General features: G+C 30.1%; 11 protein-coding genes. 8 read left to right on the top strand and 3 right to left on the bottom strand.

All coding sequences use genetic code 11. The annotated features are described in order from the left end of the window. Positions 1 to 47: 47 nt before the first annotated feature. On the bottom strand, positions 48 to 1235 hold the full coding sequence (locus tag JOC70_RS14110) for an MFS transporter (protein ID WP_204599532.1): 1188 nt from the start codon (positions 1233 to 1235) through the stop codon (positions 48 to 50). Between the two features lie 306 nt (positions 1236 to 1541). Here JOC70_RS14110 and JOC70_RS14105 point away from each other — a divergent pair, with 306 nt between their 5' ends. Next, positions 1542 to 2261: a YjgB family protein gene (locus JOC70_RS14105; RefSeq protein WP_204599531.1), complete on the top strand. Its 720-nt coding sequence runs from the start codon at positions 1542 to 1544 to the stop codon at positions 2259 to 2261. A 90-nt stretch (positions 2262 to 2351) separates the two neighbouring features. Here the strand turns inward: JOC70_RS14105 and JOC70_RS14100 are convergent, their stop codons facing one another. Beyond that, positions 2352 to 3395, bottom strand: coding sequence for a PocR ligand-binding domain-containing protein (locus JOC70_RS14100; RefSeq protein WP_204599530.1), 1044 nt, complete (start codon positions 3393 to 3395; stop codon positions 2352 to 2354). A 363-nt stretch (positions 3396 to 3758) separates the two neighbouring features. Here JOC70_RS14100 and JOC70_RS14095 point away from each other — a divergent pair, with 363 nt between their 5' ends. The 7 genes from JOC70_RS14095 to htpG all read left to right on the top strand — a co-directional run bounded on the left by JOC70_RS14095 (position 3759) and on the right by htpG (position 11218). Next, positions 3759 to 4310 (top strand): DUF5317 family protein, encoded by a 552-nt coding sequence (locus JOC70_RS14095; protein ID WP_204599529.1) that lies wholly within the window; start codon positions 3759 to 3761, stop codon positions 4308 to 4310. A gap of 102 nt (positions 4311 to 4412) precedes the next feature. Continuing rightward, a complete protein-coding gene (locus tag JOC70_RS14090) occupies positions 4413 to 4880 on the top strand; it encodes a hypothetical protein (protein ID WP_204599528.1) in 468 nt (155 codons plus the stop codon). Then, a complete protein-coding gene (locus tag JOC70_RS14085; protein ID WP_204599527.1) occupies positions 4881 to 5537 on the top strand; it encodes an accessory gene regulator ArgB-like protein in 657 nt (218 codons plus the stop codon). It begins immediately after the preceding gene. Positions 5538 to 5543: 6 nt separating this feature from the next. Next, entirely contained in the window at positions 5544 to 5678 is a 135-nt protein-coding gene (locus tag JOC70_RS14080; RefSeq protein WP_204599526.1) for a cyclic lactone autoinducer peptide, read from the top strand. Between the two features lie 79 nt (positions 5679 to 5757). Next, a complete protein-coding gene (locus JOC70_RS14075) occupies positions 5758 to 7476 on the top strand; it encodes a bifunctional diguanylate cyclase/phosphohydrolase (RefSeq protein WP_204599525.1) in 1719 nt (572 codons plus the stop codon). A 119-nt stretch (positions 7477 to 7595) separates the two neighbouring features. Further along, positions 7596 to 9116, top strand: a complete 1521-nt coding sequence (gene malQ, locus JOC70_RS14070; protein ID WP_341534903.1) for a 4-alpha-glucanotransferase — start codon at positions 7596 to 7598, stop codon at positions 9114 to 9116. Positions 9117 to 9337: 221 nt separating this feature from the next. Continuing rightward, positions 9338 to 11218 (top strand): molecular chaperone HtpG, encoded by a 1881-nt coding sequence (gene htpG / locus JOC70_RS14065; RefSeq protein WP_204599523.1) that lies wholly within the window; start codon positions 9338 to 9340, stop codon positions 11216 to 11218. Between the two features lie 38 nt (positions 11219 to 11256). Here htpG and cls read toward each other — a convergent pair whose 3' ends face one another. Then, positions 11257 to 12792 carry a cardiolipin synthase gene (gene cls, locus JOC70_RS14060; RefSeq protein WP_204599522.1) on the bottom strand — a complete coding sequence of 512 codons (1536 nt, stop codon included), beginning with the start codon at positions 12790 to 12792 and terminating at the stop codon, positions 11257 to 11259. Between the last annotated feature and the right edge of the window lie 2 nt (positions 12793 to 12794).

Genomic DNA, 12794 nt, shown 5'->3' with positions numbered 1-12794 from the left:
CAAAAGACTATAGCCAGGGATACTGCACTATAGTCTTAGTTTTTATATCAATCAGTTAATTCAATATTAACTCTTTTTGTCTTTATATCTATTTGAGGTATAGGTAAACTAATACTTATTATTGTTGCAATAATAGGTATTATTGCAAGAGAAGAAATTGCTGAATGAATGCTGTAGTTATCAGAAATCCATCCTAGTACAGGAGCAAATACGCCTCCAACACTTACAGCAAGCCCCAAAGTAACTCCAGAAGCTAAACCTATATGATTTGGTAAATATTTTTGTCCGTAAACTACCATTGGGCTATAAGGTGCATATAATCCTATAGCTATGGGTATTAGCATTAAAGTTGCTAGTTTCACATTTTGAATATTTATAAAGATAAATAAAAGAGGTATAAGTGATGCATAACCTATTACAATTATTCTTTTGTAGCCGAATTTATCTGCTAAACGACCAGCAACAAGAGTACTCATAGCACCAGTAACAATTAGTATAGTTAAGGCAGCACTACCAGCAGTTTTAGATTGGCCAAATACATTTATCCAGTAAAGTGGAAGGAAGGTATTAAGACCAAAGAAAATAACTGATCTACAGGAAATTGCTGCTCCAAGACGGAGAAATGAATTCCATTCATCTTTAACTGTTTCAGAAGAATTTAATACTTTATTAGTTTTAGTATTTTCATACTTATACAAGTCTGATCTCTTTACAAATAATATTAGGGAAACTATTACAGCAGGCAAAATTAGAAGCAGGGAACCATTCAAATCTGATAAAAGTATAATTGAGGTAGTAAGTATAGGACCTACAGCAAATCCCATATTGCCACCAGCAGCAAAGGTACTTACCCCTGTTCCTTTTTTTTCACCAGACATACTATTTACTATACGAGTGCCTTCAGGGTGAAAAGCAGCATTACCTATGCCGCTTATAGCAGCTGCAGCTAATATAAGTGGATAGCTTGGAAGTACACCTACAAGCCCAACGCCCATTCCTGCCATTAAAACACCTATAGGCATTAACCAAGGAATAGAAATTTTATCAGCATAAAATCCAAACAACGGCTGAATTACTGAAGAACTTATATTTGCAGCAAATACCAAGGTTGCAGCAGCAGCATAGCTTAAATTACGATTGGATATTAGAAATGGAAGCATTGCAGGCAGTGCCCCTTGAAATATATCCACTATAAAATGAGATGAGGCTAGTAAGCCTATGTAGCGTTTATTCATTTTATCGCCCCTTAACTAAAAAATATATTTTATATACTTACATAACTATTATAATACAATTTAGTAATTAAATGAATGACGGAAATTAACTATAAAGTTATGAAAGGTATAAGATTATAATAATATGGTAATAAAATTATCTGGAAATTGAGTTGTATGTTGACAAGGTAGCTTCTACAGTTGTAGGCTATAAATGTAGATTATGTTTGGAGGATAAAAGAGTGAAAAATGGATTAAAGTACCTTTAAAATTTTATTCTTTCAACCTTTGGCATTTTCTAGTAAAAATAATAAAAGGAGAATTATGATGAATTCGTTATTTCGTAAAAAGTCAATTACATGGAGCATCTTAGCCCTATTTTTGACCCTTATAGTTGGGTGTTCAAGTATAAAAAGTTCTTTAAACAATAATAAGAATAATGATTCAAACAAAACTGAGGTCTCAAATAACACTGATGTTAAATCAGAAGGAGCTATTGATAAACCTTCTCCAAATAATAGTGTAACAACAAATTCTGAAAATAGCTCCAATAAACCAATAAAACAAGATAGTTCACAAAAGATATTACTTGACAGTATTAAAAATTTAGCAAAGGTAGGAAAAATAATTAATTGTGATTTTCAAGTTAAATCTAATGTTATCGAAGATGTAGAAAAAAATTGGGGAAGAGCAGATAAAACAGATTGGGTTCCAAAGGCAAAGGGAAATTATGCAACTTATTCCAAATACAACATAGCATTTGGATTTAATAAGGGCTCTCAAATTTTTGAGGCTAGATCTTTTGATAGCAGATTAAAACAAATATCTTTATCAATGTTAAAAAAGGACTTTGGAACTCCAGAGTACGATGTTAAATACAATGGCGAAGAAATTATAGGTTACACAGTAGGAGAAGAATTTAAAGTTTTATTTGTATTTCCACAACCTACAAAGAATAGTAACGATCCTTTAATGGATCACTACTCTGTTTTATATCCAAGAGGAACTGTTAATAATATGGCAGATGATCCTGGAAGACAGTGGTGATTTGGAAGATAATTAATAATGCAATTATTTTATGATGAATTAAAAGAGTATACATAAATTTATTCAAATGAAATTTATGTATACTCTCCATTATTTATGATTTGCCATAGTATTTAGTTCATCAGCTAAACTTGTCAATTCTAATAAATTTGAAGTAATATCTTGGATTGCTGCCGTTTGCTGTTCGGTAGTTTGCAGTGTTTCATTTGAAGTTTCTATTGTTTTATCAACAGAATCTTGAATTTTCTTTGTAAGATCCATTATTTTCAAAGCAGTCTCTTTTGAGTTTTGAGATAAAGTCCTAATTTCAGTAGCAACTACCCCAAAACCTCTTCCAGCTTCACCTGCTCTTGCAGCTTCTATTGCAGCATTTAATCCCAGCATTTTTGTTTTATCTGCTATGATTTTTATTGAATCTAATATTGAGTTTATTTCTATGGAGATTTCCTTTACATTAACAATTTCATCACTTAAATTATGTTGATTAGTTGTTACATTTGATGAAGCTGCAGAAAGTTCTTCCATAGTAGCAGAGATTTGACTAAAGTTATCTGAAAGGGTTTGTGACATATTACTTAATTTAAGTTGTTCATAACCCATCTTTGAAAGAGCATTTGCTATAATAAATAACACCTCAGCAGCAGCTTGTACATTTTCCTGATTGGTCATATAGACTTTTTTAGCTGCAGCAACATATTTATCAGCGTCAACTCCTATTTCAGATGCTGTTTTTCTAAATTTATCTTCCACAGGAGCAGAAGTCAAAATTTGGCCGCCTAAAATTGTCCCTATTAAATGACCGTTAACTAGTATTGGTGCCGCAAAATCTATTAATCCTGCATGGCAGGTAAACACATAAGGTCTCCTTGTCCTAGCAGCTTCTTCACCAGCCTTTTTATGGGATATAGCACATCTATCATCACCTATTTTAGTGGAGTGAGTAAAGTCCATACAGAAACTTGTATAGCAACTCGGACGTGTTACAGGCTGTCCGTTTTTATCTACCGTAACACTTGCTATATTCATGCCAGTAGCAAAATTATCTTGGAAGGTTTGAAGTAATTTTATATCAATAACATCCTTGATCTCAAGTGCAGAAATTTCTAAATCGCCGTTTTCAAGTTTTTTAATCATTCTAAATCCTCCAATCATATTTAAGTTTTTTAATGTTTAATTATCGATGATAAATAATGAAAAAACAGCATTATATATTAACAAAAAGTTAATTAAATGTTAATAAATTGTTAACTGAGTTGTATTTTATTATATTATAACTTTTATATCCATTCAATATTATTTTTATGTTAATATTGAATATAAATTATTTAATAAAAATAATTAGACTTTTTAACAAATAAGTGGAATAAAATTTAAAAAATTGATATAATAAGCTTGAATAGTAAGGGAAATATGAGATAATAAGTATATAACTACAATTATAGGATAATTGTACATAAATAATACATAAATTTACAGAGAGAATGCGAGATTAATAATATGATAGAAGTTATATTGGTAGCACTATTAGTTGCAAAAATAAAAGGATACAGTTTAAAGCCATTTTTTAAATCTCGGGCTATGTACCCTATATTTATATATGAGCTAATATATATTTTTTTACAAGCTACAATTTTTTTTGGAGATTATAGATTTGTAAAATATGCAAGTATAATAAAATCCCTTTATCTGTGTTTATATCTAATTCCTATAATAAAATATAAAAAATACTATAGTTCTATAATTGGATGTATATTTATTTTTATTGGGAGTACTTTAAATAATATTGTTATAAAAGCTAATAACGGAAGTATGCCTGTATTTCCTACATTATCCTATTGGACAGGCTATGTAAAAGAAGATTCCTTTAGTAAGGTTAATGACTTGCATGTTCTGGGAAATTCGGGGATAAAGTTAAAGTTTTTATCAGATATAATCGATATTGGTTATAGTATTTTAAGTATTGGTGATATATTTATAAGATGTTTTGCTTTTATTATTATTTTTAATTTAATAAAAGAGGTAAATAAGGAAACAACTCGAATATATTAACTATGTATATGCAATAAGTTGAAAGTCTAATAATACTTAAAGTATAGATAAAATAATTAATATATATAGTAATATATGAAATTATTAAAGGAGAAATAAAATATGTTGAAATTAACTCCAATGGAGTTTCTCGTTAGAGGATTACCAGAAGCATTTTTATTTATTATTGCTGCATATGCATTTTCAAAAAAGGTTATTAATATTAGAAAATATATAATATCAAGTATATTATATGGAATTATGACATATTTGGTTAGATTTCTCCCCATTCATTATGGTGTACATACTATAATCAATGTTTTTGCACTTATAATAATTACTGTAAATATAAACAAAATTGATTTAATTTCATCAATACGATCAGCTGTAACTACTATAATTCTACAGTTCATATGTGAGGGGATTAATGTGCTTATAATACAGTATATTTTTAATACGGATATAAATTATGTATTTAGCGACCCAGTTTTAAAAACGTTATACGGAATCCCGTCCATTATAGTCTTTGCATGTGTTGCTATAATATACTATATAAGATTATTGAGAAGAAAAGAGTTGAAATGTATTTAAATGGAAAGAATATCGAATAGTATTGCAAACAAAGTTGCAACAGAATTAAATATGGATAATGATAAAAAAGAAGTTATTGCTTATGGAACGTTTGCATTGCTGCAGACCTTTCTTTCTATACTTCTTGTTGGTATATTTGGCTTCATATTTCATGTTGCTTTTGAAGCACTAATAGTATTATTTACAGCAAGTATACTTAGAAAATATTCAGGAGGAGCTCATGCGAGTTCGGCAGGTAATTGTACTTTTATTGGAGTAATTATATGCATTGGACAAGCTTCGTTAATATCCCTTATAGTAAATAACTGGATAAATTTTAAGATAGCTTTAATCGTAGAATTAGTGGTATTTACATGGTCTTATTATATGGTTTATAAGTTAGTTCCTATAGATAATCCATCAAAGCGTATTAAGAGTGAAGAGAAAAGAAGACGAATGAGAAAAGGATCTTTTACCACTTTAAGCATTTATTTATTAATTGTTATATTTATAATGATACTATATTTTAATATTGAAAGAACAATACTTGTTGTATATTCACTATGTATAGTTGGAGGCGTAGTGTGGCAAATCTTTACTCTTACAAAATACGGTCACTTAATATTAGCTAAAATAGATATATTTTTAAAATATCTATTAAATATAGGAAGGAAGTGAAAAAATATGAAAAAACTAAATTCTAAATTTTTAGCTTTAATTGCAACCCTAACTACTATTGTTGCTGCTTCTGTGGCTACATCTGCATGCTCTTGGTTTACATACCAACCTGAAGAGCCAAAGTGTCTTAGAGACGAATAGTATAATAGTCAATAATATAATAAGGTGAAAATTTTCACCTTATTATATTATTTTTACAGTAAAGTTGAGGTAGTAGATAATGTCAAATTTTGAAGTTGATAAACATAAAAGAATATATGAAATACTATCCGTAGTAAAGTTATCATCATTATTATTTTCATCCATAGCATTTTTAAAGAGCTATTTTAATAATAATAAGTCTATGGTAGAAAGTATACAGAGTTACTATAGTTATTTATCTTATGTGATATTGGTGATGGTGTTATCTCTAATTTATATCATATGGATATTTGCAACTGTTAAGAAAAATAATTTGAAATATAATATGCATATACAAGTTGTAGAAAACATAGTGTTTATTACAATATTTTGTGCTGCAATACTTATCTCAGGAGGATATGAGAGTAGCTATAAATTTCTGTTTTTATTTATTATAATAACTACTACTATACAAGCAGGCATGAAACAAGGACTAGTAGTGGCCGTCATTTCTTCCGTTATTATATTGACAATAGATATTGTGGGCATACAAGGGGTAGAAGTGAATAAGTATTTTGAAGATGATTTAATTTTAGCAGGAGTGTTTATTCTCACTGCATGGCCTCTTGGGTTTTATGTAAAGATGGAAAGTGAACACATTAAGGAACTTCAAAGGTTAGTAAACCAGGATGGACTCACTGGTGTATATAATCATAGATTTTTTCATGATGTATTAAGAGAAAAAGTTACATCATATGAAAAGGAAAATATGCCTATTTCTATGATATTCATTGATATAGATTATTTTAAGCATTATAATGACCTTTATGGACATCAAAAGGGTGATGTAGTACTTAAAGGTATAGGGACAATATTGAAAAATAGTGTAAAAGAAGATGATATTGTCGCTAGATATGGGGGAGAAGAGTTTTCAATAATATTACCTAATACTTTAGAAAAAGATGCAATTAGTATTGCAGAAAGCATAAGACGTAAAATAGAAAAGACTTACTTTGAGGGAGAAGAAAATCAACCAAATGGTAAAATAACAGTTTCCATGGGAGTTTCTATATATCCTGATAAAGCGAAAAGTGATGTTGAACTTATTAAAAGTGCAGATGATGCTCTTTATCGAGCTAAGTTTTTTAATAAAAACAGGGTTGAATGTTATACTTCGATACTTGATGAATTAAAAAATGATATAGAAGAAAGGCATATAGATCTTGTTACATCCATAAAAACTTTGATAAGTGTTATTAATGCAAAAGACAGATATACATATGGACATGTTGAAAGAGTTGTAATTTACAGCAAAATGCTGGCTAATAAACTGGGACTCGACGAAGAAGATAAGAAAAAACTTATATACGGAGCTTATATGCATGATATTGGTAAGATAAATATTCCTAAAGAAGTTCTAAATAAAAGAATGGCATTAACTAGCGAAGAATGGGAAATGCTTAAAGGCCATCCGTTAAATGGAGTAGAAATAATAAAACCTGTTGAATCACTAAAAGATATTTCCCCGCTTATACTGCACCATCATGAAAGGTATGACGGGAAAGGATATCCAAGTAATCTTAAAGGGGAACAGATACCTTTTCTAGCGAGAGTCTTAACAGTTGTGGATAGTTTTGATGCCATGACATCTAATAGGCCATACAATAAAAGAAAAACTTATGATGAAGCTATTGATGAGTTGAAAAGATGCAGTGGTACTCAATTTGATCCAGTTATTACTCGGGCATTTATAGATGTAATTCTTGAAAATAACTGCAATGTCGGGTATGAACCTTCATTAGATTTAAAGTCATCTTAAACCAATTAAATAAATTTAAAACAGGTTAGTCAAATAAAAATGACTAGCCTTTTTGTTACTAGAAAGTTAAGTGTGATTTGAATAAAATGCAGTATAATCAAATTTATAAGTAATATAATATTGTAAAGTTAGATTATTATAATGCTGATGTAGTAAGGGGGGACAAAATGAGAAGCAGCGGAATATTACTACCAATTGCTAGTTTACCATCAAAGTATGGAATAGGATCATTTTCGAAAAATGCGTATGAGTTTATAGATAAGTTAAAAAAGGCAGGGCAGAGTTACTGGCAGATACTTCCTTTAGGTCCTACAGGATATGGGGATTCACCATATCAATCCTTTTCTACTTTTGCTGGTAATCCTTATTTTATTGATCTAGGAACGCTAATAGATGAAGGTTATTTAACTAGGGAAGAATGTAATGCCTATGACTTTGGGGATGATGATAGATACATAAACTATGAAAAAATATATTTATCAAGATTTAGGATATTAAAAACCGCATATGTCAGAAGCGATATTATTAAACGAATAGAATTTCAGGAGTTTGTGAGTAAAAACTCTTACTGGTTAGATGATTATGCTCTTTATATGTCAATTAAAAATCATTTTTTAGGTATTAGTTGGAGTAAGTGGGAAAATGATATCAAAATTAGGGAAACTGATGCAATGGAAAGGTTTAGAAACAGGTATTCAGATGAAATTATATTTCACAAGTTTCTACAATTTATTTTTGCAGTGCAATGGTTAAAGCTAAAAAACTATGCTAATAAATGCGGTATTAAAATTATTGGAGATATCCCAATTTATGTTGCTTTTGATAGTGCAGATGCATGGTCTCATCCAGAATTATTTCAACTGGATGAAAATAGGAATCCAATTGCAGTTGCAGGGTGCCCACCAGATGCGTTTTCAAAAACAGGACAGTTATGGGGCAATCCCCTTTATGATTGGGATAAGCATAAAAGCACTTCTTACACTTGGTGGGTTCAAAGGATTGCACATTCGTTCAATCTATATGATGTTGTTCGTATAGATCACTTTAGAGGTTTTGATGAGTATTATTCTATACCCTATGGTGAAATTACAGCAGAAAATGGCGTCTGGAAAAAGGGACCGGGCTATGATATTTTTAAAGAGTTAAAAGTTAAGCTTGGTAGTTTGAACATAATTGCTGAAGATTTAGGATTTTTGACAGAAAGTGTTTTAGAGCTTGTTAAGAAAACGGGATATCCAGGAATGAAAGTATTAGAATTTGCTTTTGATTCTAGAGAAGAAAGTGATTATCTACCGCACAACTATTATAGAAATTCTGTAGTTTATACTGGAACCCATGATAATGAAACCATTTTAGGGTGGTATAAAAACCTTAACCCTCAGGACAAAAAGTTTGCCATAGACTATTTAGATATTGCCAGTGAAAAAGATATTAATTGGAAGTTTATTAGATCAGCGCTTTCAAGTGTTGCTGATTTAGCAGTCATACCAATGCAAGATTACTTGGGATTAGGTAACAAAGGGAGAATTAATACACCAGCAACAGTTGGGGATAACTGGAGATGGCGGCTATTAGAAAATGAATTTACCACTGAACTGGCAGAAAAGATACGGAAGATTGCAAAATTATATGGAAGATAAAAAGTGGAAGATTTTACTGCGGTTCTAGGATATTTCAAGGTGAATTGATAACTGGACAATCAACAAAGATGATTTAATGGAACAAGTAGGATAAGTTAAGAGGTATTGACATAAGATTTTAATTGTGATATATAAAAATTAAGGGTTAGCACTCGTCGAGCAGGAGTGCTAATAATAAATGACAAAGTATATGATTTTTATTACGAAGGGAGAAGATTTAATTGGAAACAAAAGAATTTAAGGCGGAATCTAAAAAACTTTTAGACATGATGGTTAATTCAATTTACACGCACAGGGAGATTTTTTTAAGAGAACTTATTTCTAATGCTAGTGATGCAATTGATAAAATTTATTACAAAGCGCTAACAGATGATTCTTTAACATTTGAAAAAGATAATTACTATATTAAATTAGATATAAATAAGGAGGATAGAATACTCAAGATTTCTGATACTGGTATAGGAATGACAAAAGAGGAGCTTGAAGAAAACCTTGGAGTTATAGCAAAGAGTGGATCCTTAGCATTTAAAAAGGAAAATCAACTTAAAGATGGCTATGATATAATTGGTCAATTTGGTGTAGGATTTTATTCTGCGTTTATGGTAGCTGATACTGTTACTGTTATTAGCAAATCCTTTGGAAGTGATACAGCTTACAAGTGGGAATCTAAGGGTGCAGAAGGTTATACTATTGAACAATGTGAAAAAGATTCAATTGGTACAGAAATTATACTTAAGATAAAAGAAAACACAGAAGATGAAAATTTTGATGAATACTTAGAAGAATATAGATTAAGATCTATCATTAAGAAATATTCTGATTTCATTAGATACCCAATCAAAATGGATGTAACTAAGAGCAGACTTAAAGAAGGCAGTGAAAAAGAATATGAAAGTTATAAAGAAGAAGAAACTATAAACAGCATGATTCCTATATGGAAAAAAAATAAGAGTGAGCTTACAGATGAAGACTACAGCAATTTTTATGCTGAAAAGCACTACGGCTTTGATAAACCATTAAAACATATCCATATTAAAGCTGAAGGAACAGTAAGCTATAATGCAATTTTATTTATTCCAGAAAAAATGCCGTATGATTTTTACACAAGAGAATATGAAAAAGGGTTAGAGTTATATTCAAATGGCGTTATGATTATGAATAAGTGTGCCGATTTATTGCCAGATTACTTTAGCTTTGTAAAAGGTATGGTGGATTCAGAGGATTTATCTCTTAATATATCTAGAGAAATGCTTCAACATGATAGACAGTTAAAGCTAATTGCTAAAAATATTAAGTCTAAAATAAAAAGTGAATTAGAAAATACACTAAAAAATGAAAGAGATAAATATGAAGAGTTTTATAAGTCCTTTGGAAGACAGTTAAAGTATGGTGTATACAGTGATTTTGGAAGTAACAAAGAGGTGCTTCAGGACTTATTAATGTTCTATTCATCAAAAGAGAAAAAGATGGTTACTTTAGGTGAATATGTTTCTAGAATGCCTGAAGAGCAAAAATATATCTATTATGCTGCAGGGGAATCAATTGAAAGAATTGAAAAGCTTCCACAAGCAGAACTTGTATCAGATAAGGGATATGAAATACTATTCTTTACTGATGACATAGATGAATTTGCTGTAAGAATGATAATGAGCTACAAAGATAAAGAATTTAAGTCTGTATCAAGCGGTGAATTAGGCATAGAAGCAGAAGAAAATGATAATTCTTCAAGTGTAGATGATAAGGAAACAAAAGAAATATTTGAATATATGAAAAACATTTTATCTGATAAAGTAGCTAGTGTTAAAGCATCAAAAAGATTGAAAAATCATCCTGTATGTCTTTCTAGCGAAGGGGAACTTACAATAGAAATGGAAAAAATATTAAATTCCATGCCAAATAATGAAAATGTGAAAGCAGATAAAGCTTTAGAAATAAATATAAATCATGATGTATTTAAGTCATTAAAAGAAGCTTATGAAAATGACAAGGATAAACTTAACTTATACACAAGTGTTCTATATAACCAAGCACTTCTTATTGAAGGATTACCTATAAGTGATCCGGTAGAATTCACTAATAATATTTGCAAACTGATGAAGTAATACATAAGGAATTTCGCAAAAGCGAAATTCCTTATTTTTTACATCAGCGGTGCAAATACACGTAAAACTAATGTCATAATCTTTTTATACCAGGGTAAATTTCTATATTGATTTAAATCAACAAATTTACATTTTTTCAGTGTATCAATAAAATCACCCTTAATATCAAGAATACTACTTGTTTTGTACATCCATACTGCACATTCAAAGTGAAGATAAAGACTTCTGTAGTCAAGGTTAATGGTACCTATTATAGCAAAGTCATCGTCTACTACAATAGACTTAGCGTGAATAAAGCCAGGGGTATATTCATAAATCTTTACGCCACTTTCAATTAAAGGTTTATAATATGAACGAGTTACTGTATGAACATAGGCTTTATCGGGAATAAAAGGAGTTACAATTTTAACATCCACTCCACGTTTTGCTGCCAAAGATAGAGCAACAGTCATTTCATGGTCAAGAATTAAATAAGGAGTATTAATGTAGATATAATCCTTTGCATTGTTAATTAAGTTCATATATACGGATTCACCTAAAGCTTCCCCATCTAAAGGACTATCACCAAAAGGAAGTATATAGCCATCCTTTTCAAATGCTTTTACATCAGCGGACAAACACTTATACTTTTCATAGTCTTCATCTGTATTGTTCAAATAGTTCCACAGAGAAAGAAACATAATTGTAAAGTTCCAAGCGGCTTCACCTTGAATCATAATGGCAGAGTCTTTCCAATGCCCATATTTTTCACAGGCGTTTATATATTCATCTGCAAGGTTAACACCACCTGTAAAGGCTGTATGGCCATCAATCACAACAATTTTACGATGATCACGATTATTTATTCTTATTGAGAGTACTGGAATGAGAGGATTAAAAGCACAACACTTAATCCCAAGATTTTCTAGATGTTTGTCATATTTATATGGAAGTTTTGTTAAGCAGCCAAAATCATCATAAATTACACGAACATCTACGCCTTGATTTACTTTTTCTATGAGAATATCTAAAATAGAATTCCACATAACTCCTTCTTCGATAATAAAATATTCTAAAAATATATATTTCTGTGCTTTTTTTAATTCTTGTTTTAATCTTTCAAATTTCATCTCCCCAGGTGTTAAATACTCTGAAAATGAATTTGGGTATACAGGACATAAAGAATATTTTTCTATATAACGTGCTTGATTTGCCGCATTTTTATCCTGAGATTCAATTTCATTTAAGGTGTTTTTATCCATATTTAAAATATTAAACATTTTACTATACATTGATTTCATTTTTTGTTTATTACGGTTACTAATTTGGTTCCCGCCAAACATCAAATAAAAAAGTCCGCCAAAAATAGGAAACAACATAATTGGAATTATCCAGGCTATCTTATATGCAGGGTTGTATTTATTGTTAATAATCCACAGTACTGCAATTGCGCTGAGTAGAGAGCTGATAGTATTAAAATAAATGAAATATTCCCCAAATTTCCAAATCATAATAACAAGAGTAAAAATCTGAACAAGAATAGCACATCCAATTAAAAATGCTCTGCTAAAAAGTAATCTTAATAATTTTTTCATAC

The organism is Clostridium pascui (assembly GCF_016908015.1).
Lineage (GTDB): Bacteria > Bacillota > Clostridia > Clostridiales > Clostridiaceae > Clostridium_AK > Clostridium_AK pascui.
The sequence above is the reverse complement of the archived record's forward strand: the minus strand, read 5'-3'. Positions and strand labels throughout refer to the sequence as shown.

What these genes read in the sequence shown, in the direction of transcription:
- JOC70_RS14110 (WP_204599532.1), bottom strand. Translation starts at nt 1,235, where the DNA reads ATGAATAAACGCTACATAGGCTTACTAGCCTCATCTCATTTTATAGTG.
- JOC70_RS14105 (WP_204599531.1), top strand. Translation starts at nt 1,542, where the DNA reads ATGAATTCGTTATTTCGTAAAAAGTCAATTACATGGAGCATCTTAGCC.
- JOC70_RS14100 (WP_204599530.1), bottom strand. Translation starts at nt 3,395, where the DNA reads ATGATTAAAAAACTTGAAAACGGCGATTTAGAAATTTCTGCACTTGAG.
- JOC70_RS14095 (WP_204599529.1), top strand. Translation starts at nt 3,759, where the DNA reads ATGATAGAAGTTATATTGGTAGCACTATTAGTTGCAAAAATAAAAGGA.
- JOC70_RS14090 (WP_204599528.1), top strand. Translation starts at nt 4,413, where the DNA reads ATGTTGAAATTAACTCCAATGGAGTTTCTCGTTAGAGGATTACCAGAA.
- JOC70_RS14085 (WP_204599527.1), top strand. Translation starts at nt 4,881, where the DNA reads ATGGAAAGAATATCGAATAGTATTGCAAACAAAGTTGCAACAGAATTA.
- JOC70_RS14080 (WP_204599526.1), top strand. Translation starts at nt 5,544, where the DNA reads ATGAAAAAACTAAATTCTAAATTTTTAGCTTTAATTGCAACCCTAACT.
- JOC70_RS14075 (WP_204599525.1), top strand. Translation starts at nt 5,758, where the DNA reads ATGTCAAATTTTGAAGTTGATAAACATAAAAGAATATATGAAATACTA.
- cls (WP_204599522.1), bottom strand. Translation starts at nt 12,792, where the DNA reads ATGAAAAAATTATTAAGATTACTTTTTAGCAGAGCATTTTTAATTGGA.